Origin of the sequence: Pseudomonas sp. BP8 (assembly GCF_017875955.1) — a bacterium.
GTDB lineage: Bacteria > Pseudomonadota > Gammaproteobacteria > Pseudomonadales > Pseudomonadaceae > Aquipseudomonas.
Map to the genome: position 1 here is coordinate 4,473,323 of NZ_JAGINK010000001.1, position 24,999 is coordinate 4,498,321.

Genomic DNA, 24,999 nt, shown 5'->3' on the forward strand with positions numbered 1-24,999 from the left:
TAAATCCTGTAGGAGCGGGCTTGCCCCGCGAAGAGGCCGGTACTGCCAATGCAAATCGCAGGGCGCAGCCCTGCCAGCCACACCACAAATCCTCTCGCAAACAAACAAAGCGAGCGCTCAGCGATTCGCCTGCCGCTGCCCTAGCTGTTGATCTTGATCTTGCTATTGATCTACCAGCGACCTGCACTCCGGCCTCCTGAAGTCGCAAAGTTACGGGTGGTGTCTGGGCTGGCGTTGTCTTCGATAGTGGCATGGGTGGTGGATATTCGGGCCTCTTCGCGGGACAAGCCCGCTCCTACAGGATTTGCGCCGAATTCAAAATTTGCGCAATACCTGTAGGAGCGGGCTTGCCCCGCGAAGAGGCCGGTACTGCCAATGCAAATCGCAGGGCGCAGCCCTGCCCCGCCACCCCACAAATCCGCTGGTAAATAAACAAAGCGAGAGCGCAGCGATTCGCCTGCCGTTGCCCTGGCTGTTGATCTTGCTCTTGATCTGGCTCTTGATCTACCAGCGACTTCAGGAGGCCGAGTGGAGGTCTTGCGCAGGGAGGTGGAGGCCATGGATGGCCGGAAAGCGCTGAGGCCCAGGATGGGCCGTACAGCGCGGTCCTCCCGGAGCAAGACCGGAGCGAGGGAACCCCGAAGCGAAGCGTAGGGGCCGGATGCAGGAGCAAGCGGTTTTTGGTTACTTTTTTCCAAGAAAACAAGTGACCCGCCGTAAGGGCGGAAGGGGCCAGCAGCTACACCACATCAAATGGATAAGCCCCACCACACAAGACCCACCCCCACCCCACCAATCCGTTCCGGGACCGCCAAGCGGCCCCGGATCTAGCGATCAAGCCACCTCAGCCGTGGTTTCAAAGTCGAACACCAACTCATCATCCCGCAGCTCAATGTGCACCACACCACCATGCTCAGCCAGCTCACCAAACAGGATCTCTTCAGCCAAAGGCCGCTTGATCTTGTCCTGGATAAGCCGCGCCATCGGCCGTGCACCCATCTGCACATCATAGCCACTGGCCGCCAACCAGCCCCGCGCCTCGTCACTGACCTCAAGCAGCACACGCTTGTCTTCCAACTGAGCCTGCAGCTCGATAAGGAACTTGTCGACGATGCTCTTGATCGTCTCGTGGCTCAGGCGACCGAACTGGATAATGGTATCCAGGCGGTTGCGGAACTCCGGCGTGAAGCTCTTGCGAATCACTTCCATCGCGTCGGACGCATGGTCCTGGTGAGTAAAGCCGATCGAAGCCCGCGCAGCGGTTTCGGCGCCGGCGTTGGTGGTCATGATCAGGATCACGTTGCGGAAGTCCGCCTTGCGCCCGTTGTTATCGGTCAGGGTGCCGTGGTCCATCACCTGCAACAGCAGGTTGAAGACTTCCGGGTGCGCCTTCTCGATCTCGTCAAGCAGCAATACGCAGTGCGGTTGCTTGGTAATCGCTTCGGTCAGTAAACCGCCCTGATCGAAACCAACGTAGCCCGGCGGTGCACCAATCAGCCGCGAAACGGTATGCCGCTCCATGTACTCAGACATGTCGAAGCGCACCAATTCAACGCCCAGCGCCTTGGCCAGCTGACGCGCAGCCTCGGTCTTGCCGACACCGGTAGGGCCGGCGAACAGGAACGAACCCACAGGCTTGTCTGGCGCCTTGAGGCCGGCACGCGACAACTTGATCGCCGTAGACAGCGAGTCGATCGCCGGATCCTGACCAAACACAGTCAGCTTCAGGTCGCGCTCAAGGTTGCGCAGCAGCTCTTTGTCGGAACTGGAGACATGCTTAGGCGGAATACGCGCGATCTTCGCGACAATGTCTTCGACCTGCGCCACTTCGATGCGCTTGACGCGATTTTCTTCCGGCTGCAGGCGCTGGTAGGCACCCGCCTCGTCGATCACGTCAATGGCTTTGTCCGGCATGTGCCGGTCATTGATGTAGCGGGCAGCCAGCTCGGCAGCGGCGCGCAAGGCTTCGTCGCTGTACTCGATGTGGTGATGGGACTCGAAACGCCCCTTCAGGCCACGCAGGATGCCCACGGTGTCTTCCACCGACGGCTCGGAGACATCGACCTTCTGGAAGCGTCGCGCCAGAGCCCGATCCTTCTCGAAGATGCCACGAAACTCCTGGAACGTGGTCGAACCGATGCAGCGGATATCACCCGACGACAGCAGCGGCTTGAGCAGGTTGGAAGCATCCATTACCCCACCCGACGCCGCACCGGCACCGATGATGGTGTGGATCTCGTCGATGAACAGGATGGCCTGCGGGCGCTTGCGCAGCTCGCCGAGCAGCGCCTTGAAGCGCTTCTCGAAGTCGCCGCGGTACTTGGTACCGGCCAGCAACGCACCCAGATCGAGCGAGTAGACCACGCTCTGGGCGAGCAGGTCGGGCACTTGGCCGTCAACAATGCGCTTGGCCAGACCCTCGGCGATGGCGGTCTTGCCGACACCGGCCTCACCGACCAGCAACGGGTTGTTCTTGCGCCGACGGGCAAGGATCTGCGCAACGCGCTCAACTTCCTGCTCACGCCCTACCAGCGGATCGATACGGCCCTGACGGGCCAGCTCGTTGAGGTTGCTGGCGTAGGCATCCAGGGGATTGCTGGAGGACGACGTCTCGCCACCCTCCTCGTCCTGCATGTCCTGTTCGCTATCGGTATTCGGCCCATGTCCCGGCACCTTGGAGATGCCGTGGGCGATGTAGTTGACCACATCGATGCGCGCCACGCTCTGCTGCTTGAGCAGGAACACGGCCTGGCTTTCCTGTTCGCTGAAAATCGCGACCAGGACGTTGGCGCCAGTGACTTCGCGCTTGCCCGAGCTTTGCACATGGAACACGGCGCGTTGCAGCACGCGCTGGAAGCCCAGGGTTGGCTGAGTTTCACGGTCCTCGTCGTGCACCGGGATCAGCGGCGTGGTGGAATCGATGAACTCCTGCAGGTCATGCTTGAGTTTGTCGAGGTTTGCGCCACAGGCGCGTAGAACGGTTGCGGCCGCCTCATTGTCAAGGAGTGCCAACAGCAGATGTTCGACGGTCATGAACTCATGACGTTTCGAACGGGCCTCCTTGAAGGCCAGATTGAGGGTGACTTCGAGCTCGCGGTTTAACATAGCTTCACCTCATACCCAAGTGGTCGGCGATTAACCGTCCTTCTCGATTTCACAGAGTAGCGGATGCTGGCTTTCCCTGGCGTATTGGTTGACCTGCATGGCCTTTGTTTCGGCGATGTCGCGGGTAAACAATCCGCACACTGCCCGTCCCTCGGTATGGACGGTCAGCATGATCTTGGTCGCCAGCTCGCGGTTCAGACTGAAGAACGTCTCGAGCACTTCGACGACGAAATCCATCGGCGTGTAGTCATCATTGAATAAAACCACCTTGTACATCGGTGGCGCCTGCAGGATCGGCTTGGCTTCCTGAACCGCCAGACCGGAGCCATCGTCCTCGTTGGACTGAGGACGATCCTGATTGAATATTAGTCGAATCTGACTGTGTGCATGCATGGAAAGAATTTCATCACATCGACAGGTTAGGGTAATGGGTTGACCGCTCAGGCCGCCGTCGACGCGGGCGCCGCCTGACCTTGACTATCGGCAAAACGGTGTTACAACCAATAAGAACCCACCGTGGTCGATAAAGATCCGCGCAGTCAACCAGATTTTTTCGCAAGGTTCGTATGCGGATGACGTGGATGATACTCCAGTGATGGAGTCCTTTGCAGAGGGACATAGGGATGGCAAGCGGTAAAGTCAAGTGGTTCAACAATGCCAAGGGCTACGGATTCATCAACGAAGACGACAAAACCGAAGACCTGTTCGCCCATTATTCGGCGATTCAGATGGACGGTTACAAGACCCTCAAGGCCGGACAACCCGTGGATTTCGAGATCATCCAAGGCCCCAAAGGGCTGCACGCAGTCGCCATCCGCGCCGCCGGTGCCAGCGCAGCCGCGCCTGTCACTGCCGCACCCGAGGGAAGCCCAGCCGAAGCCTGATTTACCTTGCTGTCTGCCGGTATACGAGAAAACCGGTCGCCTCTTTACCAGGGCGACCGGTTTTGTTTGCCTTACATATGCTTGATCATCTCATCACCAAAGCCTGAGCTACCGACCAGCGTGGCGCCGTCCATCAGGCGCTCGAAGTCATAGGTCACCGTCTTCGCTGCGATTGCGCCATTGGTGCCCTTGATGATCAGGTCCGCAGCCTCGACCCAGCCCATGTGCCGCAGCATCATCTCCGCAGACAGAATCACCGAACCCGGGTTGACCTTGTCCTGCCCGGCATACTTGGGCGCGGTGCCGTGGGTCGCCTCGAACATGGCCACGGTGTCGGACAGGTTGGCGCCCGGCGCAATGCCGATCCCCCCGACTTCCGCCGCGAGCGCATCGGAGAGGTAATCGCCGTTCAGGTTGAGGGTGGCGATCACGTCATACTCAGCCGGGCGCAGCAGAATCTGCTGGAGCATGGCATCGGCGATGGCGTCCTTGACCACCACTTCGCGGCCGGTCCTGGGGTTCTTGAAGCGCATCCACGGGCCACCATCGAGCAGCTCGGCGCCGAATTCGTCCCTGGCCACCTCGTAACCCCAATCCTTGAAGGCCCCTTCAGTGAACTTCATGATATTGCCCTTGTGCACCAGGGTCAGCGACTCGCGGTCGTTGTCGACCACGTACTGCAGCGCCTTGCGTACCAGGCGCTGAGTGCCCTGCCTGGAAACGGGCTTGACGCCGATGCCGCAATCCTGGTCGAAGCGGATCTTGGTAACCCCCATTTCCTCCTTGAGAAACTTGATCACCTTGTTTGCTTCAGGCGAGCCGGCTTTCCATTCGATGCCGGCATAGATGTCCTCGGAGTTCTCGCGGAAGATCACCATGTCGACATCGCCAGGCTTTTTCACCGGGCTCGGCACGCCTTCGAACCACACCACAGGACGCAGGCAGACGTACAGGTCGAGCTGCTGGCGCAACGCCACGTTGAGCGAACGAATGCCACCACCGACCGGGGTGGTCAGCGGGCCTTTGATCGATACCACATACTCTTTAACCGCATCGAGGGTTTCTTGCGGCAGCCAGGTGTCCTGGTCATAGACCTGAGTGGCCTTCTCGCCGGCATAGACTTCCATCCAGGCGATCTTGCGCTTGCCGCCGTAGGCCTTGTGTACCGCGGCATCGACCACCTTGATCATCACCGGCGAAACATCGACGCCGATACCATCGCCTTCGATATAAGGAATGATGGGATTGTCGGGAACGTTGAGCGAATGGTCGGCATTGACGGTGATCTTGGCGCCGTCGGCCGGAACCTTGATTTTCTGGTAAGCCATGCTTGCACTACTCCGCTGTCGGGTGATTGGACATCGTGCGATCCACTGAGCCTAAACCACATCCGCCGACCTGCAAGGTTACTGGCGCCAAGGATTGTGCATCGCCAGCGGCAGCGTAAATGCCTGAAAAACGCCCCGCCCAGCCTGCGGCATCTCGCCACATTGCCGCTTAGTCTTTGGTCTTATAAACGCCCTGATACCACTTGGCCTTGCTGATTAGCCCAAAGGGTTTGATATACTCCGGCCCTGACCGCAGGGTCATCGGGGCGAACCCTGGAAAATCGCGGCTCGCCCTCGGCCAAGAATGGCCAAAAAGCCTGGGCTGTTACCGCAGTTCAGCACTTGACGCTCGACTGATGCATCCACCATCACCGCTCGCAGCCTCTCGACTATCCGCTCACGGCATCGCCCGAGCGAGGCGCCTACCCGCGCACCACGAGACTCGAGTACGCTCAGCACACAGAGAGTTAACCCGCATGCCCACCCGTTCCAAGATCATCTATACCTTCACCGACGAAGCCCCCGCCCTCGCCACCTATTCGCTGCTGCCGATCGTCGAAGCGTTCACCGCTTGCGCTGACATCGCCGTCGAAACGCGCGACATCTCCCTGGCCGGCCGTATCCTCTCGGCATTCCCGGAGCAACTTGGCGCCGACAAGCAGGTAGCCGATCATCTGGCGGAGCTGGGCCAACTGGCCACCACCCCTGAAGCCAACATCATCAAGCTGCCGAACATCTCGGCCTCGGTGCCGCAGCTCAAGGCTGCGATCAAAGAGCTGCAAGGCAAGGGCTACAACATCCCTGACTTCGCCGACGAGCCGACCACCGCTGACGAAAAAGACTCCCGCGCGCGCTACAACCGCGTCATGGGCAGCGCTGTGAACCCGGTACTGCGCGAAGGCAACTCCGACCGCCGCGCCCCGCTGTCGGTCAAGAACTACGCTCGCAAGCACCCGCACAAGATGGGTGCCTGGGCCGCCGACTCCAAGTCGCACGTCGCTCACATGAGCCAAGGCGACTTCTACGGCAGCGAAAAGGCCGCACTGATCGAGGCTGACGACAGCCTGCGCATCGAGCTGGTCGACAAGAACGGCACCACCACCGTTCTGAAAGAAAAAACTGCGGTCAAGGCCGCCGAAGTCATCGACTGCGCAACCATGAGCCGCAAGGCCCTGAAAGCCTTCATCACCGAGCAGATCGCTGATGCCAAGGCCTCCGGCGTACTGCTGTCGGTGCACCTGAAGGCGACCATGATGAAGGTCTCCGACCCGATCATGTTCGGCGTCATCGTCGAAGCATTCTACGGCGAAGTGCTGAGCAAGCACGCCAGCGCCCTGGCTGACGTCGGCTTCAACGCCAACAACGGTATCGGCGACCTGTACGCCCGCATCAAGGACCTGCCAGCCGAGCAGCAGGCCCAGATCGAAGCCGACATCCAGGCCCTGTACGCCGTGCGTCCGGCCCTGGCCATGGTCAACTCCGACAAAGGCATCACCAACCTGCACGTACCGAGCGACGTCATCGTCGACGCCTCGATGCCGGCCATGATCCGTGACTCGGGCAAGATGTGGAACACCGCCGGCGAGCTGCAAGACGCCAAGGCGATCATTCCGGACCGTTGCTACGCCGGTATCTACCAGGCCACCATCGAAGACTGCAAAGTCAACGGCGCGCTGGACCCGACCACCATGGGCAGCGTACCGAACGTTGGCCTGATGGCGCAGAAAGCCGAAGAGTACGGCTCCCACGACAAGACCTTCCAGGTCAAGGCTGATGGCGTCGTGCGCGTCGTCGACGGCAAGGGCAAGGTTGTCCTGGAGCAGAACGTCGAAGCGGGCGACATCTTCCGCATGTGCCAGACCAAGGACGCGCCGATCCAGGACTGGGTCAAGCTGGCCGTCAACCGTGCCCGCCTGAGCAACACCCCGGCAGTGTTCTGGCTCGACCCGGCCCGCGCCCACGACGGCGTGATGATCGAGAAAGTCCAGAAGTACCTGAAAGACCACGACACCACTGGCCTGGACATTCGCGTCCTGCCACCGGTCGAGGCGATCAAGTTCTCCCTGGCCCGCATCCGCGAAGGCAAGGACACCATTTCGGTGACCGGCAACGTCCTGCGCGACTACCTGACCGACCTGTTCCCGATCATGGAACTGGGCACCAGCGCCAAGATGCTGTCGATCGTCCCGCTGATGAACGGCGGTGGCCTGTTCGAAACCGGCGCTGGCGGTTCGGCACCCAAGCACGTGCAGCAGCTGGTTGAAGAAAACTTCCTGCGTTGGGATTCGCTGGGTGAGTTCCTGGCCCTGGCCGCTTCTCTGGAGCACCTGGGCGAGACCTACGCCAACCCACGCGCCAAGGTCCTGGCCAATACCCTGGACCAGGCCACTGGCAAGTTCCTCGACAACAACAAGTCGCCATCGCGCAAAGTCGGCGGTATCGACAACCGCGGTAGCCACTTCTACCTGACCCTGTACTGGGCAGAAGCCCTGGCAGCCCAGTCGGACGACGCTGCGCTGCAAGCGCGCTTCGCACCGCTGGCCAAGGCCCTGGCGGAGAACGAAGCGACCATCGTCGCCGAGCTCAACGCCGTTCAGGGCAAGCCGGCCGACATCGGTGGCTACTACGCCCCGGATGCCGAGCTGACCGCCAAGGTGATGCGCCCAAGCCAGACCCTCAACAGCGCCATTGCCGCACTGTAAGGTCCGCTTGAAGTAATCCCACAAACCCCGGCCACGCACCGGGGTTTGTGCTTTCTGGCAAAGGGGTCTGCTGCGCAGCCCTTTCCGACCGGCCCGGCGCTCCACCAAGACCGCACGAATTCAGCGCTGCCCCTGTGAGAGCAACTGTCTTGCACAGAACCTGAAGGCTGGCGCGATCACTGTGGGAGCGGCCTTGTGTCGCGAAAGGGCCGCGCAGCGGCCCCACGATTCAAAGGACACCCTCGTATGACCTGGCAACCCCACATCACCGTAGCCACCATCGTCGAAGACAACGGCCGCTTCCTCTTCGTCGAAGAGTTCAAAGCCGGCCAGCACGTCTTCAACCAACCCGCCGGCCACCTCGAGCCCAACGAAACCCTGGCCCAGGCCGCACTGCGCGAGACACTCGAAGAAACCGCCTGGGAAGTCGAGCTGACCGGCTTGGTCGGCATCTACCTGTACACCGCCCCCAGCAACGGCGTGACCTACCAGCGCATCTGCTTTGCCGCCCGCCCACTGCGCCACCACGCCGACCTCAGCCTGGACAGCGACATCGTTCGCGCCGTCTGGATGACCCGCGAGCAGCTCCTGGCCGAGCCTGCACGCTGGCGCAGCGAGCTGGTACCACGCTGCCTCGACGACTACCTCGCCGGCCCGCTGCACAGCCTCGACCTGCTGCGCGACTGACGCGCGCGAGCGGGCCTGATAGAATCGACCTTTTTCCCTGATACACATCGGTAGCCATGACCAGCCCAGCACTCAAAGACCCCGCCAAGACCCGCGTCATCGTCGGCATGTCCGGCGGCGTCGACTCTTCCGTCTCCGCCCTTCTGCTCATCGAGCAGGGCTACCAGGTCGAAGGTCTGTTCATGAAGAACTGGGAAGAAGACGACGGCACCGAATACTGCACCGCCCGCGAAGACCTGGCCGACGCCCAGGCTGTGTGCGACCGCATCGGCATCACGCTGCACACCGCCAACTTCGCCGCCGAGTACTGGGACCACGTGTTCGAGCACTTCCTCGAGGAATACAAGGCCGGCCGCACGCCAAACCCGGACATCCTCTGCAACCGCGAAATCAAGTTCAAGGCGTTTCTCGACTACGCACTGTCGCTGGGCGCCGACCTGATCGCCACCGGTCACTACGTGCGCCGTCGCGACAGCGGCGAGCTGACCGAGCTGCTCAAGGGCCTGGACCCGAACAAGGACCAGAGCTACTTCCTGCACGCCGTCGGTGGCAAGGAAATCGCCCGCACGCTGTTCCCCGTCGGCGAACTGGAAAAGCCCGAAGTGCGTGCCATTGCCGAGAAGCATGGCCTGGCCACGGCGAAGAAAAAGGACTCCACCGGCATCTGCTTCATTGGCGAGCGGCGTTTCAGCGACTTCCTCAAGCAGTACCTGCCCGCCCAGCCCGGCAACATCGAAACCACTGAAGGTGAAGTCATCGGCCAGCACCACGGCCTGATGTACCACACCATCGGCCAGCGCCAAGGTCTGGGCATTGGCGGCCTGAAGGACGCCGGCGACGATCCTTGGTACGTGCTGGTCAAAGACCTCTCGCGCAATGTGCTGGTGGTCGGCCAGGGCAACGAACACCCATGGCTGTTCTCCCGTGCGCTGCTGGCCTCGGAGATCTACTGGGTCAACCCGATCGACCTCAGCGAGCCGCGCCGCCTGACCGCCAAGGTCCGTTACCGCCAGGGCGACCAGGGCTGCACCCTGGAGCGCACGGCCAGCGGCTATCGCGCCGTGTTCGACGAACCGCAGCGCGCGGTGACCCCGGGCCAGTCGGTGGTGTTCTATGACGGCGAGGTGTGCCTGGGTGGCGGCGTGATCGAGACCACCGAGCCCTGGAGCCCGCGCCCATGAGCAACCTCCAGGAGCAATTGATTGCCCTTGGTGGGGTGTTCCAGGCTGCGGTCCTGGTCGACCGCATTGCCCGTACCGGGCAGGCCTCCGAAGCCGACCTCGGCTGCATGCTCGGCAGCCTGCTGGTGCTCGACCCCAAGGACACCCTGGAGGTGTTCGGCGGCGACGACCTCAACCTGCGTGACGGCTACCGCGCGCTGATCGGCGCGCTCGAGCGCGACCCCAGCAGCCTGCAGCGCGAGCCGCTGCGCTATGCCCTGTCGATGCTCGGCCTTGAGCGTCAACTGAACAAACGCGGCGACCTGCTCGAGACCATCGGCAACCGTTTGCCACAGATCCAGTCCCAGGCCGATCATTTTGGCCTGGTTCATGAAAACGTCATCGCATCCAGTGGCGCCTTGTACCAGGACACCCTGAGCACCCTGCGCCAGCGCATCCAGGTGCATGGCGACATGCGCTTCCTGCAGCAAGCCAGCAATGCCTCGAAGATCCGCGCCCTGCTGCTTGCCGGCATCCGTGCCGCGCGCCTGTGGCGCCAGCTCGGCGGGCATCGCTGGCAGCTGGTGTTCAGCCGGCGCAAGCTGCTCAATGAGCTGTACGGGATGACGCGCACCTGATCGCCGAACGCTTTAAATCGGCCCGACCTTTGGTCAGCCACCCGACCCGGGCGCGTTTTTCATGTATGATATGCGCCCTTCCAAAAGCCTGACTGTCCGAGAACACCCCATGCAGCTCTCCTCGCTCACTGCGGTTTCCCCTGTAGACGGCCGCTACGCCGGCAAAACCCAGGCCTTGCGCCCCATTTTCAGCGAATACGGCCTGATCCGTTTCCGCGCCCTGGTCGAAGTGCGCTGGCTCCAGCGCCTGGCCGCTCACCCACAGATCGGTGAAGTGCCGGCGTTTTCTGCCGAAGCCAACGCCATCCTCGACACCCTGGCCAGCGACTTCAAGCTGGAGCACGCCGAGCGCGTCAAGGAAATCGAGCGCACCACCAACCACGACGTCAAGGCGATCGAGTACCTGCTCAAGGAGCAGGCTGCCCAACTGCCAGAGCTGGCCAACGTCAACGAGTTCATCCACTTCGCCTGCACCAGCGAGGACATCAACAACCTGTCCCACGCCCTGATGCTGCGCGCTGGCCGTGACGACGTGCTGCTGCCGCTGATGCGCCAGATCGCCGAGTCGATCCGCGCCCTCGCCCACCAGCACGCCGACGTGCCGATGCTCTCGCGCACCCACGGTCAGCCGGCCTCGCCGACGACCCTGGGCAAAGAGATGGCCAACGTCGTCTACCGCCTGGAGCGTCAGATCGCTCAGGTTGCTGCAGTGCCGCTGCTGGGCAAGATCAACGGTGCCGTGGGCAACTACAATGCCCACCTGTCGGCCTACTCGCAGATCGACTGGGAAGAAAACGCCCGCGCCTTCATCGAAGACGAGCTGGGCCTGCAGTTCAACCCTTACACCACCCAGATCGAACCGCACGACTACATCGCCGAGCTGTTCGATGCGATCGCGCGCTTCAACACCATCCTGATCGACTTCGACCGTGATGTCTGGGGCTACATCTCGCTGGGCTACTTCAAGCAGAAGACCGTCGCTGGCGAAATCGGCTCCTCGACCATGCCGCACAAGGTCAACCCGATCGACTTCGAAAACTCCGAAGGCAACCTGGGTATCGCCAACGCGCTGTTCCAGCACCTGGCCAGCAAGCTGCCGATCTCCCGCTGGCAGCGCGACCTGACCGACTCCACCGTACTGCGCAACCTGGGCGTGGGCTTTGCTCACAGCGTCATCGCCTACGAAGCCAGCCTCAAGGGTATCGGCAAGCTGGAAGTCAACACCGCACGCATCGCCGCCGACCTGGACGCCTGCTGGGAAGTCCTCGCCGAGCCGATCCAGACCGTGATGCGCCGCTTCAACATCGAGAACCCCTACGAGAAGCTCAAAGAGCTGACCCGTGGCAAGGGCATCACGCCAGAAGCGCTGCTGACCTTCATCGATGGCCTCGACATGCCTGCCGAAGCCAAGGCCGAGCTCAAGCTGCTGACCCCAGCTACCTACATCGGTAACGCCGCTGCCCAGGCCAAACGCATCTAAGCCTGAGCCCGCGTGCAACGCCCGGCCTGGCCGGGCGTTTTTATTCCCGGACGAAAACTACGTTTTTTCAATAGGTTGAACATGAATTCTGATACTCCACTGCAGCTGCTTGGCGGTTTGACTGCCCGTGAATTCCTGCGCGACTACTGGCAGAAGAAGCCCCTGCTGGTGCGCCAGGCCTTCACCGACTTCGAAAGCCCGATCGACCCGGACGAACTGGCCGGCCTGGCCCTCGAAGAAGAAGTCGAGTCGCGTCTGGTCCTCGAACACGGCGAACGCCCATGGGAACTGCGCCGCGGGCCGTTCACCGAAGACGACTTCGCCACCCTGCCGGAGCGTGACTGGACCCTGCTGGTCCAGGCAGTCGACCAGTTCGTCCCAGAAGTCGCCGAACTGCTGGAAAACTTCCGCTTCCTGCCCAGCTGGCGCATCGATGATGTGATGATCAGCTACGCAGCCCCAGGCGGCAGTGTCGGCCCGCACTTCGACAACTACGACGTATTCCTGCTGCAAGGCCACGGCACCCGCAACTGGAAAGTCGGCCAGGAGTGCAACAGCGACAGCAAGCTGCTCGAGCATGCCGACCTGCGCATCCTCGCCGACTTCGAGCAGACCGACGAGTGGCGCCTGGAGCCCGGCGACATGCTCTACCTGCCGCCGCGCCTGGCCCACTTCGGCGTTGCCGAAGACAACTGCCTGACCTACTCGGTCGGTTTCCGCGCGCCGAGCGCCGCTGAAGTGCTGACTCACTTCACCGACTTCCTCAGCCAGTTCCTGCCTGACGAAGAGCGCTACAGCGACGCCGACGCCCAGCCGGTCAGCGACCCGCACCAGATCCAGCACGACGCCCTCGACCGCCTCAAGGCCCTGCTGGCCGAGCACATGGGTGACGAGCGCCTGCTGCTGACCTGGTTCGGCCAGTTCATGACCGAGCCGCGCTACCCCGAGCAGGTCGCCGGCGAAGAGCTCAGCGAAGAAGAGCTGATCGACAGCCTCGAGCAAGGCGCGATCCTCATCCGCAACCCGAGCGCGCGCCTGGCCTGGTCGGAAGTCGATGACAACCTGCTGCTGTTCGCCAGCGGCCAGAGCCGCCTGCTCTCGGGGCACCTGCGCGACCTGCTGAAGCTGATCTGCGCGGCCGATGCACTGCACATCGAAAACCTTGTAGAGTGGCTCAAGGACGAAGAGGGCCGCACGCTGATCTGTCAGCTGGTCCAACAAGGGAGCCTGGGATTCGCCAATGAATAAAATCAGCGTTCGCCTCGCCGACTGGCACAAAGACAACGCCGATATCCGCCGCATCCGTGAAGCGGTGTTCATCGCCGAGCAACACGTGCCGCCAGAGCTTGAGTGGGACTCGGACGACTCGAGCGCTGCGCACTTCCTGGCGCTGGAGGGCGACTATCCGATCGGCACCGCCCGCCTGCTGCCCGATGGCACCATTGGCCGGGTCTCGGTCCTCAAAGACTGGCGCGGGCTGAAAGTTGGCGACGCACTGATGCATGCGGTGATCGTCGAGGCGCAGAACCGCGACCTCAAGCAGCAGACCCTCAGTGCCCAGGTGCACGCCACGCCGTTCTATGAGCGGCTGGGCTTCCGGGTGGTCAGCGAGGAGTTTCTCGAGGCCGGTATCCCGCACGTGGACATGGTCCGCGAGTCCTGCGACATCGCCTGAGTCACCGGGCCGCTCCCACTGAGCTAACGCTAACTCATTGATTTAGCGAAACCCTGTAGGAGCGGGCTTGCCCCGCGAAGAGGCCGCTCCAGCCACCGTGGCGTATGGCACCGGCTTCGCCGGTTTCGCGGGACAAGCCCGCTCCTACAGGTATTTCGCTAACTCAATGAGCTAGTGTTTCGCCCCCAGGGCCCTCATTGACACCCCAACCACCGACCCGACCTGTACATCCATACAGATAAACCTTGCGTCACCCTCCGTCTTTGCGCATCCTAACGCCCATCGTCTGCCCATGAAGCGTTCCCGGCCATGCGCCTCTTTCTCTGCGAAAAGCCCTCCCAGGCCAAAGACATCGCCAAAGTGCTCGGCGCCTCGCGCAGGGGCGATGGCTGCTGGCAAGGCACTGAGGTCTGCGTGACCTGGTGCATCGGCCACCTGCTCGAAACCGCCCCGCCCGATAGCTACGACGAGCGCTACAAGCGCTGGGCGCTGGACGACCTGCCGATCATCCCGGAAAAATGGAAGATGCTGGTCAAGCCCAAGACCGCCAGCCAGTTCAAGGCAGTCAAGCGCCTGCTGGGCGAGGCTCGCGAACTGATCATCGCCACCGACGCCGACCGCGAAGGGGAAATGATCGCCCGCGAACTGGTCGAGCACTGCCGCTACCGCGGGCCGATCCAGCGCCTGTGGCTGTCGGCACTCGACGATGCCTCGATCCGCAAGGCGTTGGCGCGCCTGCTGCCGGGCAGTGAAACCTTCAGCCTGTACCACTCGGCGCTAGGCCGCTCACGCGCCGACTGGCTGATCGGCATGAACATGAGCCGGCTGTTTACCCTGCTCGGTCGCCAGTCCGGCTACCAGGGCGTGCTGCCGGTCGGGCGGGTACAGACACCGACGCTGCGCCTGGTGGTCGACCGCGATCGCAGCATCGCCGACTTCGTGCCGGTGCCGTTCTGGGCCATCGAGGTCCAACTGGAACACGCCGGCAGCGTATTCAGTGCCCAGTGGCGTGCGCCGGAAGACGCCTGTGATGATCAGGGCCGCTGCCTCAACCAAGGCCTGGCTCAGCAAGCGGCCAGCGCCATCGCTGGCGCCGGGCAGGCACGGGTGCGCAAGATCGCCACCGAACGCGTGCGCGAAGCCGCGCCGCTGCCGTTCGATCTCGGCACCCTGCAGGAAGTCTGTTCGAAGAAGTTCGGCCTGGGCGCCCAGGAAACCCTCGACATCGCCCAGGCCCTGTACGAAACCCACAAACTGATCACCTACCCGCGCAGCGACTGCGGCTACCTGCCGCAGAGCCAGCACGGCGAAGCGCAGGCGATCCTCGCCGCATTGCAACGCGCCGACGCCAGCCTGGCGCCGCTGCAGGCCTATCTCGAGCCGCAGCGCCGCTCACGGGCCTGGAATGACGCCAAGGTCAGTGCCCACCACGGCATCATACCCACCGCCGCCGCCAGCGATCCGGCGCGCCTGCCGCCCAAGTACAAGGCGGTGTATACCCTGATCCGCGCTCGCTACCTGGCGCAGTTCCTGCCCAATCATGAATACGACCGGACCCAGGCCGAGTTCGACTGCGCCGGGCACGCCCTGCGCGCCGTCGGCAAGCAGATCGTCGAGCCCGGCTGGCGTCGCGCCCTGCCCGAGGCACTGACCCCGGCCAAGGGCCGCGAAGCCGCTCCGGCGCAGGTCTTGCCGGCCTTGCGCGAAGGCCAGGACTGCACCGTGCATGGCCTGCAACTCAAGGACCTGTGGACCCAGCCGCCGAAACCCTTTACCGAAGGCGACTTGATCAAGGCGATGAAAAACGTCGCCAAACTGGTGGATGACCCCAAGCTCAAACAGAAGCTCAAGGAAACCACCGGCATCGGCACCGAAGCGACCCGCGCCAGCATCATCCAGGGCCTGCTTGACCGCGGTTATCTGGTCAAGAATGGCAAGGCTCTGGCCGCGACCCCGGCCGCCTTCAGCCTGATCGACGCGGTACCGCGAGCGATTGCCGACCCCGGCACCACGGCGATCTGGGAACAGGCGCTGGACATGGTGCAGAGTGGCGAGATGAGCCTGGAAGAGTTCGTCGCCCGCCAGTCGGCCTGGATGGGCAAGCTGGTAGAACGCTGCCGCGGCATGCGCATGACCATCAGCGGGCCGCCGCTGGCGGGCAACGCCGCACCCTGGAAGAAAAAGCGCCGCAGTGCTGGCAAGGCCAAGGCAGGAGCACCGGCCAAGGCGGCAAAGGGCAAACCCCGCGCGCCTCGGCGCAAGTCCACCCCCTGAGGTGTTTCGCCAGTGCCGGCCTCTTCGCGGGGCAAGCCCGCTCCTACATGGTCACCGCCAAACCTGTAGGAGCGGGCTTGCCCCGCGAAGAGGCCAGATCAGGCAACACAGATGACAGCAGACCCCAGCTCAATCCGCGCCGATCACAGACCCAAGCCGCCGCACTACTGGCAACCCCTCTCCCCGACGATTACCATGGCAAGCTTTAGCGCGGCCTGTTGCCGCGCGCTGCCGCTTAAGCCCATACCCCATGCCTTTCGAATTGTCCGTAGAACCCCTGACCCTGCTGATCCTCGCCGCAGTCGCCTTCGTCGCCGGCTTCATCGACGCCATTGCCGGTGGCGGCGGCCTGCTGACCACCCCGGCGTTGCTGACTGCCGGCATGCCGCCGCACCTGGTGCTGGGCACCAACAAGCTCAGCTCGACCTTCGGCTCGGCCACCGCCAGCTTTGCCTACTACCGACGCAAGCTGTTCCACCCCGCGCAATGGCGCCCGGCACTGCTGGCAACCCTGATCGGCTCATTGATCGGCGCCGTGATCGCCCACTACCTGCCGGCCGAATGGCTGAACAAGATGCTCCCGGTGATCGTCTTCGCCTGCGGCATCTACCTGCTGTTTGGCGGCACACCCAAGGCGCCACTGGATGCCGATGCGCCAATCAAGAAGACCTGGCAGGCACCACAGGGCTTCACCCTGGGCTTCTACGATGGCGTCGCCGGGCCAGGCACCGGCGCGTTCTGGACAGTCAGCACGCTGCTGCTCTACCCGATCGACCTGGTCCGCGCCAGCGGCGTGGCGCGCAGCATGAACTTCGTCAGCAACGCCGCGGCGCTGACGGTGTTCATTCTCTCCGGGCAGGTCGACTACATCGTCGGCCTGGCCATGGGCCTTTCGGTGATGGTCGGGGCATTTTTCGGTGCACGCACGGCAATCAGTGGCGGCAGCAAGTTCATCCGCCCGGTGTTCATCACCGTGGTACTGGCGCTGACCGTGCGCCTAGCGTGGCAGCACTGGTTCGGCCAGGCCTAACCGACGCGCCACATACAGGTCGATCAGGTGCCGGGCAATCGAACGCCCGGCCGGCAGCGGTGGCAGCGCGTGCACGTTGAACCACTGCGCATCCTCGATCTCGTCGGCTTGCATGACGATCTCGCCGCCGGCGTACTCGGCATGAAAACCGAGCATCATCGAATGCGGGAACGGCCAGCACTGGCTTCCGACGTACTGGATGTTCTTCACCTCGACCGCGACTTCTTCGCGCACTTCACGTACCAGGCAGTCCTCGGCCGACTCGCCCGGCTCGGCAAAGCCGGCCAGAGTGCTGTAGACCCCGGTGACGAAGCGCGGTGAACGCGCCAGGAGAATCTCGTCACCGCGAGTGACCAGCACGATCATGCTCGGCGAGATCCGCGGGTAGCTGCGCAGGTCGCAGCGCTGGCAGTGCATCGCCCGCTCCCAGTGGATCTGGGTCATGGCCTGGCCACAACTGCCGCAGAAACGGTGCTCGCGCGCCCAGGTGCCGATCTGCGCGGCATAACCCAGCAACTTGTAGGTGTCGAAATCGCCTTCGAGCATGAACTGGCGCAGACCGCGCCAGCCGCAACCGGCCAGCTCGGCGCTACTGCGCAGTTCGAGGAGGAATACCGGCTCACCATCGAAGTGACCGATACCATGCTCGCAGAGCACGTCCAGGTCCTGCCGCTTGAGCCACTCGCGGGGGAACAACGCACCGTTGTCGTCCACCAGAAAACCCTCTGGGCCGCGGGCGACTGCCCAGCCTCCGCTGCTATTGGGGTCGAGTACTGCGCTAGTCCAGCGTGCTGACATGTTCGGCTTCCTTGAAGCGCGTCGCCGGCCTGGTCAGTCGGCGAACGTCGGTTTCTGTTTGCTCATGTGGGCCGCAACGGCGACCCGCAGGTCTTCGGACTGCAACATGGCGGCGTTCCAGGTAGCGATGTACTCCAGGCCATCGTCGATGCGATGGTCGCGCATATAGCTGAGCATCTGCTTGGTGCCGGCCACGGCAATGGGGGATTTTCCCGCAATTTCCCGGGCAATGGCAAAGACTCCGTCAAGCAGCGCCGCGTAGTCTGGATAAACGCGATTGACCAGGCCGATCTGGCGCGCCTCTTCGGCCTCGACATGCCGCCCGGTGTAGGCCATTTCGCGCATCACGCCATCGCCGATGATCCGCGGCAAGCGCTGCAAGGTACCGACATCAGCGGCCATGCCCATGTCGATTTCCTTGATCGAAAACTGCGCATCGCTGCTGCAATAGCGCAGGTCGCACGCCGAGACCAGGTCGATGGCACCGCCCAGGCAGTAACCCTGGATCGCCGCCAGGACCGGCTTGCGGCAATTGTCGACGGCGTTGAACGAGGCCTGCATGCCGAGGATGGTGCGGCGCAGCAAGCGCGCATTGCGGCCGACATCCTTGCCCAGCTGATTGGCCAGCGAGGCCAGCATCATCAGGTCGATGCCCGACGAGAAGTGCTTGCCGGCGCCGCTGATGACCACTGCGCGGACGCTGTCGTTGTCATCGATCCACTGGAATATCTGGGTAATCTCTTCCCAGAAGGCCGCGTTCATTGCATTGATTTTTTCCGGGCGATTGATCTGGACGTGGGCGATTTTATCGGTCACTTCGACCATGAAGGCGGTGTACTCGGTCACGGGCGGCACTCCTCGGGGAAAAAGGTTCACAGCGCCGGACTATAGCGCAGCCCCGAGGCCGCACTTGTGCCAAAAGCGGGACTCAGACCTTGCACCGTGCGCCGGCTTGCGGCACTTTGCGCGACTGCAGAATTATAAGGATACGAATCCATGTCCCGCTCCCCCGTCGGCACCCTCGCCCACTCATTTCTGGGGCAATCTCCGCTCTGGTACAAGGCCGTCATCTGCCTGTTCCTGCTGCTCAATCCGCTGGTTTTGATCACTGTTGGCCCGGTCGCCGCAGGCTGGCTACTGGTCATCGAGTTCATCTTCACCCTGGGCATGGCGCTCAAATGCTACCCGCTGATGCCCGGCGGCCTGCTGCTGATCGAGGCGCTGTTGCTGAAGCTGACCACACCGCAGGCGCTGTACGAGGAGCTGCTGCACAACTTCCCGGTGATCCTGTTGCTGATGTTCATGGTGGCCGGTATTCACTTCATGAAGGAACTGCTGCTGTTCCTGTTCTCGCGGATCCTGCTCGGCGTGCGCAGCAAGGCTGTCCTGGCCTTGTTGTTCTGCGTGCTGTCGGCGTTTCTCTCGGCGTTTCTCGATGCCTTGACCGTGACCGCGGTGATCATCAGTGCAGCGGTGGGTTTCTACGCGGTGTATCACCGCGTCGCCTCGGGGGCCAACCCGCGGGAAGACTCCGAACTGGGCAGCGATCGGCACGTGGCCCAGCTGCACCGCGAAGACCTCGAGCAGTTTCGCTCGTTTCTGCGCAGCCTGTTGATGCACGGTGCGGTCGGCACGGCGTTGGGCGGCGTGTGCACCCTGGTGGGCGAGCCGCAGAACCTGCTGATCGGCCATGAGCTGGGTTGGCACTTCAGTGACTTCTTCTTCAAGGTGGCACCGGTGTCGCTGCCGGTATTGGCGGCGGGCCTGGTGACCTGTGTCCTGCTGGAAAAGCTGCGCCTGTTCGGTTACGGCAGCTTGATGCCCGAACGCGTGCGCCAGGTATTGGCCGCGCATGCCGCCGAGGACGATGCCGCACGCACCCCGGCGCAACGCCTGGCGCTGTGGGTGCAAGGCCTGGCAGCGTTGATCCTGATCGTCTGCCTGGGGCTGCACATTGCCGAAGTTGGCCTGATCGGGCTGATGGTCATCGTGCTGATCACAGCGTTTACCGGCATCACCGACGAGCACCGCCTGGGCCGCGCGTTCCAGGACGCCATGCCGTTCACCGCGCTGCTGGTGGTGTTTTTCGCGGTGGTTGCGGTGATCCATCAACAGCAGTTGTTCAGCCCGCTGATCGCGGCCGTGCTGGCGCTGCCGGCCGAGCAGCAGCCGGGCATGTTGTACCTGGCCAACGGCCTGCTGTCGGCGATCAGTGACAACGTGTTCGTCGCCACCATATACATTACCGAGGTCAAGCAGGCCTTTCTCAATGGCAGCATGAGCCGCGAGCATTTCGAGACGCTGGCGGTGGCGATCAATACCGGCACCAACCTGCCGAGCGTGGCCACCCCGAATGGGCAGGCGGCGTTTCTGTTTCTGCTGACCTCGGCGATTGCCCCGCTGGTTCGCCTGTCGTACGGGCGCATGGTGTGGATGGCGTTGCCGTATACGGTGGTGATGGGTGGGCTGGGCTGGTGGGCGGTGACCTACTGGCTGTAAGGCTGGGCGCATCAGTCACGCGGGCAGACTGTCGTCAAGCGGTCTGCCGACGCATGGCCAGGACCGCCGTGCCAAAGCCGATGAAGGTCACCCCCACCACGCGCCCGACCCAGCGGGAAAATGCCGGCCGAGTGAGCAAACCCTTGGCCCGCGCTGCCAACGTCGCGTAAAGCGCCAGTGACAGCAGCGACAATGCCATGAAGATCGAGGTCAGCAGCAGGAACTGCGGCAGCAGCGCGGCGCCCTGGTCAATGAACTGGGGGAACAGCGCTGTGAAGAACATGGTCGCCTTGGGGTTGGTCGCCGCCGTCAGAAACGCCGATTGGTAGAGTTTCCTGCGCGTGGGCCGGCCGCCTTTGCCATCCACTCCGCCCTGTTCGGCGAGCATCGGGCTTTTTTTCAACAGTTGTTTGCCACCGAGGTAAAACAGGTAGCACGCGCCCATGATCTTCACCGCGTTGAACAGCAACTCGGAACTGGCGAGCAAGGCTCCGAGGCCGAGCATGGCCGCGGCCGACAGGCAGAACAGCCCGCTGACGTTGCCCAGCGATGACCAGATGGTGGCGCGCGGGCCGTATTGAATACTGTTGTTGATCGCCATCAAGGAGGCAGGCCCGGGGCTGGCGATGGCAATCGCGGCGACCAGGGTGTAGGCGAGCAGTGCGTGCATATCCATGGCGTAAAACTCAAGTGAGAATGCGCCAATGCTAGAGCAGCGTTGCATTAGGCATAAGCTACAGATCGCTCTGAATCGCACCATACAGAGGGTTGTTGGCGCAGCGTGGGCAGGATTGAGTCATTGCGGGCCTCTTCGCGGGGCAAGCCCGCTCCTACAGGATTGGGTTGAAACACACACTGCGAACGACCCCAATCCTGTAGGAGCGGGCTTGCCCCGCGAAGAGGCCCGCAATGACCAACCTGTATCCCCCGTCGACGTTGATCCTCAATGCCCGTAATGTAGGCGCCCCCAGATCGCAGCAAGGACTCAGCAGATGATCACCTGTCACCTCAAATACGTCATCGACCCGTACCAGATCCCGGCCTTCGAAGCCTACGCGCGCCTGTGGATCCGCCTGGTCAACCGCATGGGCGGCACCCACCACGGTTACTTCCTGCCCTCGGAAGGCGCCAACAACATCGCCTACTGCCAGTTCAGCTTCCCCAGCCTGGCGGCCTACGAGCAGTACCGCAAGGATTCGGAAACCGATCCGGAGTGCGTCGCAGCGTTTGCGCTGGCCACCGAGCAGCGCCTCATTTTGAGCTACGAGCGCAGCTTCATGCGCCCTGTGCTCGAATAATGCACTCCACTGATAGGGAGCAGTCAGCCGTATCGCAAGCCCATATCCGCCCACTCGCCTTGTGTGTTTTTAGCCACCCCGGAAAGGTCCTGGTCAACTTTTTCGAGGACGCTGTCACCGATCAGACCCTGTACCGCCCGCTGGGTGGTGGCATCGAGTTTGGCGAAAAAGACCCTGTGGGAACAACGTATTCCCTTCCTCAAGCTGGCGCGGTCTGTGTGGGATCGCGCTAACGTTTGAGTGTTGTGCAGGACAGTTGCTGTCACAGAGGCCGCGCGTTTGGGGGCGGCCTTGCCGGGGCGCCGGGCCGGTCGGAATGGGCCGCGCAGCGGCCCCACTCCCTTCGCGATAGCGCTAGGCCGCCAGACGCCCGCTGGCAATCGCCGCCGAAGCCGCCAACATCGCCCGCAACAGCACCGCGCAGCCTGCAGCCAGATCCTCCGGCGTGGCGTTCTCGATCTCGTTGTGGCTGATGCCGTTCTCGCACGGCACAAAGATCATCCCCGCCGGCCCCAGCTCGGCCAGGAAGATCGCATCGTGCCCTGCCCCACTGACGATATCCATGTGCGCCAGGCCCAGCGTCTGCGCCGAGTCACGCACCGCATCGACGCAACCGCGGTCAAAATACAGCGCCGGAAAGTCCGCCGTCGGCGTCAGGTCGAAACTCAAGCCATGCTTGGCGCAGGTGCCCTCGATCACTCCGCGCACTTCGGCAATCATCGCGTCGAGCTGATCGGCCTGCAGATGACGGAAATCCAAGGTCATGCGCACCTCGCCGGGGATGACGTTGCGCGAACCAGGATAAGCCTGCAGGCAACCGACCGTGCCACAGGCATGCGGCTGATGAGCGAGCGCGGTGCGGTTGACCGCTTCGACCACGGCAGCAGCGCCGACCAGGGCATCTTTGCGCAGGTGCATCGGGGTCGGCCCGGCATGCGCTTCGACACCGCGCAGGGTCAGGTCGAACCACTTCTGGCCCAGTGCCCCGAGGACCACGCCGATGGTCTTCGCTTCGTCCTCAAGAATCGGCCCCTGCTCGATATGCGCCTCGAAGTAGGCACCCACCGGATGGCCCAGTACCGCGCGCGGGCCGGCATAGCCGATGGCGTTCAACGCTTCGCCGACCGTCACCCCTTGCGCGTCGGGCTTGGCCAGGGTTTCTTCCAGGGTGAATTTACCCGCGAACACCCCCGAGCCCATCATGCAGGGGGCAAAGCGCGAGCCCTCTTCGTTGGTCCATACCACCACTTCCAGCGGCGCTTCGGTTTCAACGCCGAGGTCATTGAGGGTACGGATCACCTCGAGCCCGGCCATCACGCCGTAGCAGCCATCGAACTTGCCGCCGGTGGGCTGGGTGTCGATATGGCTGCCGGTCATCACCGGCGGCAGCGCCGGATTACGGCCGGGACGGCGGGCAAAAATGTTGCCGACTGCATCGATGCTGACACTACAGCCGGCAGCCTCGCACCACTGCACGAACAGGTCGCGCGCCTGGCGGTCGAGGTCGGTCAGCGCCAGGCGGCAGACGCCGCCCTTTTGCGTGGCGCCGAGGCGCGCGAGCTCCATCAGTGAATCCCACAGGCGCGCACTGTCGACGTGGCGCTCGGTGGATTGCAGGACATCCTTGGCAGGCTTCATCGGTCGTCTCCTCAGGGTCTCTTTTTGATCAGGTTATGCGCTGGCTGGACCGGCCTCTTCGCGGGGCGAGCCCGCTCCTGCAGGGTCAGCGTCCAACTCGCTATCAGGGCAACGGCTTGGCCAGGCGTGCCGGATTGCGTCCTGCAAGGCCGCCGAGCAGGTAATACAAGCCCCCGCCAAGCAACGAGCCGGTGAACCAGCCGTAGTCGTAGAACCAGCTGAAGCTGCTGTTGCCGATGGACATCACGGTCAGCGCCACCGGCAAGGCGAAGGCAGCAAAGCCCGCCCAGTTCCAGGCCGGGTAGACGTCGTCGCGGTACAAGCCGGCCAGATCCAGACGCTGGCGACGGATCAGGAAGTAGTCCACCACCATGATCCCGGCAATCGGCCCGAGCAGGCTCGAATAGCCCAGCAGCCAGTTGGAATACACGCTCTCCAGACTGATATCGGAAACAATCCAGCCAAGCTTTTTCAGCAGCTCATGCCCCATCAACAACAGCCCGATCACGCCGGTAAGCAGCACCGCCTTGGTTCGCCCGATCAGGCGCGGGGCGATGTTCTGGAAGTCGTTGGTGGGCGAGACGATGTTTGCCGCAGTGTTGGTCGACAGCGTGGCGATGATGATCAAGGCCATGGCCAAGGCGACCCAGCCCGGGCTCTGGATACGGCCGATGAGGCTGACCGGGTCAGACACCGTTTCACCGACCAGCGACGCCGAGGCAGCGGTCATCACCACCCCCAGCGCAGCGAACAGGAACATGGTCAGCGGCAGGCCGAAGATCTGCCCAAGGATCTGGTCCTTCTGGCTCTTGGCGTAGCGGCTGAAGTCGGGAATGTTCAACGACAAGGTGGCCCAGAAACCGACCATGGCGGTCAGCCCTGCACAGAAGTAACTGACCACGCTGGCGCCCTCCGGGCGTTTCGGCGGTTGCGCCAGCAGTTCGCTCATCGACATGTGCGGCAAGGCCCAGAACAGCAGGCCGAAACCGACCGCCACCAGCAGGGGCGCCGACAGCGTTTCCAGCCACTTGATCGACTCGGCACCGCGCAGCACTACCCACAGGTTGAGCGCCCAGAAGATCATGAAGCCGATCACCTCACCGGTCCCTTCCAGGGCTTTCCAGCCATCGAACATCGACCCCAGGAACAGGTGAATGGCCAGGCCGCCGAACATCGTCTGGATGCCGAACCAGCCACAGGCGACCACCGCCCGGATCAGGCACGGCACGTTGGAGCCGAGGATGCCGAACGATGAGCGCAGCAACACCGGGAAGGGAATGCCGTACTTGGTGCCGGGGAAGGCGTTGAGGGTCAGCGGGATCAGCACGATGAGGTTGGCCAGCAGGATCGCCAGCAACGCCTCGCCCACGCTCAGGCCAAAGTACGCGGTGAGCACCCCGCCCAGGGTGTAGGTAGGCACGCAGATGGACATGCCCACCCACAAGGCGGTGATGTGCCACTTGTTCCAGGTGCGTTGGTGGACCTTGGTCGGGGCCATGTCGTGGTTGTAGCGGGGGCTGTCGAGCACGTCACTGCCAGCATTGAGCTCGCACAACCCATCCTTTTCGATCACTTCGGATCTGCTCTGTTGCATGGGGCCTTCTCCAGATTTTTTCTAGTTGTTCGCTCATCGGGCTAACGCGATGGCCGGAGTACACACACCAGCAGTACTGCTCCTCCGGCCCGGCCTGGCAGCGGGCCCACTCAATAAGCGTGCCGGGTTGGCCAACGCCTTCCCGAATGGCCGCCACCGACCGGAGGTAACTAGCTGTTCTGCAAAGCAATCATCTACAACCACGAAAA

General features: G+C 62.9%; 20 protein-coding genes. 12 read left to right on the forward strand and 8 right to left on the reverse strand.

The annotated features are described in order from the left end of the window. Window positions 1–834: 834 nt before the first annotated feature. Together clpA and clpS are read right to left on the reverse strand one after the other, a co-directional pair. On the reverse strand, window positions 835–3,105 hold the full coding sequence (gene clpA, locus J3B00_RS19650; protein ID WP_209870562.1) for an ATP-dependent Clp protease ATP-binding subunit ClpA: 2,271 nt from the start codon (window positions 3,103–3,105) through the stop codon (window positions 835–837). A 30-nt stretch (window positions 3,106–3,135) separates the two neighbouring features. Beyond that, on the reverse strand, window positions 3,136–3,498 hold the full coding sequence (gene clpS, locus J3B00_RS19655) for an ATP-dependent Clp protease adapter ClpS (protein ID WP_144188006.1): 363 nt from the start codon (window positions 3,496–3,498) through the stop codon (window positions 3,136–3,138). A 230-nt stretch (window positions 3,499–3,728) separates the two neighbouring features. On the opposite strand from clpS, the gene cspD reads away from it, so the two are divergent. Continuing rightward, the gene (gene cspD / locus J3B00_RS19660) at window positions 3,729–3,989 is read left to right on the forward strand and encodes a cold shock domain-containing protein CspD (RefSeq protein ID WP_209870566.1); all 261 of its coding nucleotides are present in this window, start codon (window positions 3,729–3,731) and stop codon (window positions 3,987–3,989) included. A 71-nt stretch (window positions 3,990–4,060) separates the two neighbouring features. Here cspD and icd read toward each other — a convergent pair whose 3' ends face one another. Then, window positions 4,061–5,317 (reverse strand): NADP-dependent isocitrate dehydrogenase, encoded by a 1,257-nt coding sequence (icd, locus tag J3B00_RS19665; protein ID WP_209870570.1) that lies wholly within the window; start codon window positions 5,315–5,317, stop codon window positions 4,061–4,063. A 476-nt stretch (window positions 5,318–5,793) separates the two neighbouring features. Between icd and J3B00_RS19670 the strand changes: the two genes are divergently transcribed. From J3B00_RS19670 to J3B00_RS19710, 9 genes are all read left to right on the forward strand, one after another. After that, window positions 5,794–8,019 (forward strand): NADP-dependent isocitrate dehydrogenase, encoded by a 2,226-nt coding sequence (locus tag J3B00_RS19670; RefSeq protein ID WP_209870574.1) that lies wholly within the window; start codon window positions 5,794–5,796, stop codon window positions 8,017–8,019. Between the two features lie 246 nt (window positions 8,020–8,265). Beyond that, the gene (locus J3B00_RS19675) at window positions 8,266–8,706 is read left to right on the forward strand and encodes an NUDIX hydrolase (RefSeq protein WP_209870577.1); all 441 of its coding nucleotides are present in this window, start codon (window positions 8,266–8,268) and stop codon (window positions 8,704–8,706) included. Window positions 8,707–8,762: 56 nt separating this feature from the next. Then, window positions 8,763–9,887: a tRNA 2-thiouridine(34) synthase MnmA gene (gene mnmA, locus J3B00_RS19680; RefSeq protein WP_209870580.1), complete on the forward strand. Its 1,125-nt coding sequence runs from the start codon at window positions 8,763–8,765 to the stop codon at window positions 9,885–9,887. Continuing rightward, window positions 9,884–10,504, forward strand: a complete 621-nt coding sequence (gene hflD / locus J3B00_RS19685) for a high frequency lysogenization protein HflD (RefSeq protein WP_209870584.1) — start codon at window positions 9,884–9,886, stop codon at window positions 10,502–10,504. Before mnmA ends, hflD begins: the two co-directional genes overlap by 4 nt. Before the next feature lie 109 nt (window positions 10,505–10,613). Continuing rightward, window positions 10,614–11,984, forward strand: coding sequence for an adenylosuccinate lyase (purB, locus tag J3B00_RS19690; RefSeq protein ID WP_209870587.1), 1,371 nt, complete (start codon window positions 10,614–10,616; stop codon window positions 11,982–11,984). A gap of 81 nt (window positions 11,985–12,065) precedes the next feature. Continuing rightward, window positions 12,066–13,232, forward strand: a complete 1,167-nt coding sequence (locus J3B00_RS19695; protein ID WP_209870591.1) for a cupin domain-containing protein — start codon at window positions 12,066–12,068, stop codon at window positions 13,230–13,232. After that, entirely contained in the window at window positions 13,225–13,659 is a 435-nt protein-coding gene (locus tag J3B00_RS19700; protein WP_209870595.1) for a GNAT family N-acetyltransferase, read from the forward strand. The genes J3B00_RS19695 and J3B00_RS19700 overlap by 8 nt, the downstream gene beginning before the upstream one ends. 309 nt (window positions 13,660–13,968) lie before the next feature. Further along, a complete protein-coding gene (locus J3B00_RS19705; RefSeq protein ID WP_209870598.1) occupies window positions 13,969–15,933 on the forward strand; it encodes a DNA topoisomerase III in 1,965 nt (654 codons plus the stop codon). 250 nt (window positions 15,934–16,183) lie between these two features. Next, entirely contained in the window at window positions 16,184–16,963 is a 780-nt protein-coding gene (locus J3B00_RS19710) for a TSUP family transporter (protein WP_209870603.1), read from the forward strand. Here the strand turns inward: J3B00_RS19710 and nudC are convergent. Both nudC and J3B00_RS19720 read right to left on the reverse strand, forming a co-directional pair. Beyond that, window positions 16,931–17,761, reverse strand: coding sequence for an NAD(+) diphosphatase (gene nudC, locus J3B00_RS19715; protein ID WP_209870607.1), 831 nt, complete (start codon window positions 17,759–17,761; stop codon window positions 16,931–16,933). The two genes, J3B00_RS19710 and nudC, sit on opposite strands and share 33 nt — an antisense overlap. A 33-nt stretch (window positions 17,762–17,794) precedes the next feature. Beyond that, window positions 17,795–18,607, reverse strand: a complete 813-nt coding sequence (locus tag J3B00_RS19720; RefSeq protein WP_209870610.1) for a crotonase/enoyl-CoA hydratase family protein — start codon at window positions 18,605–18,607, stop codon at window positions 17,795–17,797. A 150-nt stretch (window positions 18,608–18,757) separates the two neighbouring features. On the opposite strand from J3B00_RS19720, the gene nhaB reads away from it, so the two are divergent. Beyond that, complete coding sequence (gene nhaB, locus J3B00_RS19725; RefSeq protein WP_209870613.1) at window positions 18,758–20,260, forward strand: sodium/proton antiporter NhaB; 1,503 nt, start codon at window positions 18,758–18,760, stop codon at window positions 20,258–20,260. 34 nt (window positions 20,261–20,294) lie between these two features. Here nhaB and J3B00_RS19730 read toward each other — a convergent pair whose 3' ends face one another. Then, on the reverse strand, window positions 20,295–20,936 hold the full coding sequence (locus J3B00_RS19730) for a LysE family translocator (RefSeq protein WP_209870617.1): 642 nt from the start codon (window positions 20,934–20,936) through the stop codon (window positions 20,295–20,297). A gap of 316 nt (window positions 20,937–21,252) precedes the next feature. Between J3B00_RS19730 and J3B00_RS19735 the strand changes: the two genes are divergently transcribed. Further along, window positions 21,253–21,558: an NIPSNAP family protein gene (locus J3B00_RS19735; protein ID WP_209870621.1), complete on the forward strand. Its 306-nt coding sequence runs from the start codon at window positions 21,253–21,255 to the stop codon at window positions 21,556–21,558. Between the two features lie 354 nt (window positions 21,559–21,912). Here J3B00_RS19735 and J3B00_RS19740 read toward each other — a convergent pair whose 3' ends face one another. Together J3B00_RS19740 and J3B00_RS19745 are read right to left on the reverse strand one after the other, a co-directional pair. Further along, window positions 21,913–23,196 carry a Zn-dependent hydrolase gene (locus tag J3B00_RS19740; RefSeq protein WP_209870625.1) on the reverse strand — a complete coding sequence of 428 codons (1,284 nt, stop codon included), beginning with the start codon at window positions 23,194–23,196 and terminating at the stop codon, window positions 21,913–21,915. 103 nt (window positions 23,197–23,299) lie between these two features. After that, window positions 23,300–24,790 carry an NCS1 family nucleobase:cation symporter-1 gene (locus J3B00_RS19745; RefSeq protein WP_209870628.1) on the reverse strand — a complete coding sequence of 497 codons (1,491 nt, stop codon included), beginning with the start codon at window positions 24,788–24,790 and terminating at the stop codon, window positions 23,300–23,302. Window positions 24,791–24,999 lie beyond the last annotated feature (209 nt).

Excerpts from the sequence above, each read along its gene's own strand:
- clpA (WP_209870562.1), bottom strand. The coding sequence starts at position 3,105 with ATGTTAAACCGCGAGCTCGAAGTCACCCTCAATCTGGCCTTCAAGGAG.
- clpS (WP_144188006.1), bottom strand. The coding sequence starts at position 3,498 with ATGCATGCACACAGTCAGATTCGACTAATATTCAATCAGGATCGTCCT.
- cspD (WP_209870566.1), top strand. The coding sequence starts at position 3,729 with ATGGCAAGCGGTAAAGTCAAGTGGTTCAACAATGCCAAGGGCTACGGA.
- icd (WP_209870570.1), bottom strand. The coding sequence starts at position 5,317 with ATGGCTTACCAGAAAATCAAGGTTCCGGCCGACGGCGCCAAGATCACC.
- J3B00_RS19670 (WP_209870574.1), top strand. The coding sequence starts at position 5,794 with ATGCCCACCCGTTCCAAGATCATCTATACCTTCACCGACGAAGCCCCC.
- J3B00_RS19675 (WP_209870577.1), top strand. The coding sequence starts at position 8,266 with ATGACCTGGCAACCCCACATCACCGTAGCCACCATCGTCGAAGACAAC.
- mnmA (WP_209870580.1), top strand. The coding sequence starts at position 8,763 with ATGACCAGCCCAGCACTCAAAGACCCCGCCAAGACCCGCGTCATCGTC.
- hflD (WP_209870584.1), top strand. The coding sequence starts at position 9,884 with ATGAGCAACCTCCAGGAGCAATTGATTGCCCTTGGTGGGGTGTTCCAG.
- purB (WP_209870587.1), top strand. The coding sequence starts at position 10,614 with ATGCAGCTCTCCTCGCTCACTGCGGTTTCCCCTGTAGACGGCCGCTAC.
- J3B00_RS19695 (WP_209870591.1), top strand. The coding sequence starts at position 12,066 with ATGAATTCTGATACTCCACTGCAGCTGCTTGGCGGTTTGACTGCCCGT.
- J3B00_RS19700 (WP_209870595.1), top strand. The coding sequence starts at position 13,225 with ATGAATAAAATCAGCGTTCGCCTCGCCGACTGGCACAAAGACAACGCC.
- J3B00_RS19705 (WP_209870598.1), top strand. The coding sequence starts at position 13,969 with ATGCGCCTCTTTCTCTGCGAAAAGCCCTCCCAGGCCAAAGACATCGCC.
- J3B00_RS19710 (WP_209870603.1), top strand. The coding sequence starts at position 16,184 with ATGCCTTTCGAATTGTCCGTAGAACCCCTGACCCTGCTGATCCTCGCC.
- nudC (WP_209870607.1), bottom strand. The coding sequence starts at position 17,761 with ATGTCAGCACGCTGGACTAGCGCAGTACTCGACCCCAATAGCAGCGGA.
- nhaB (WP_209870613.1), top strand. The coding sequence starts at position 18,758 with ATGTCCCGCTCCCCCGTCGGCACCCTCGCCCACTCATTTCTGGGGCAA.
- J3B00_RS19730 (WP_209870617.1), bottom strand. The coding sequence starts at position 20,936 with ATGGATATGCACGCACTGCTCGCCTACACCCTGGTCGCCGCGATTGCC.
- J3B00_RS19735 (WP_209870621.1), top strand. The coding sequence starts at position 21,253 with ATGATCACCTGTCACCTCAAATACGTCATCGACCCGTACCAGATCCCG.
- J3B00_RS19740 (WP_209870625.1), bottom strand. The coding sequence starts at position 23,196 with ATGAAGCCTGCCAAGGATGTCCTGCAATCCACCGAGCGCCACGTCGAC.
- J3B00_RS19745 (WP_209870628.1), bottom strand. The coding sequence starts at position 24,790 with ATGCAACAGAGCAGATCCGAAGTGATCGAAAAGGATGGGTTGTGCGAG.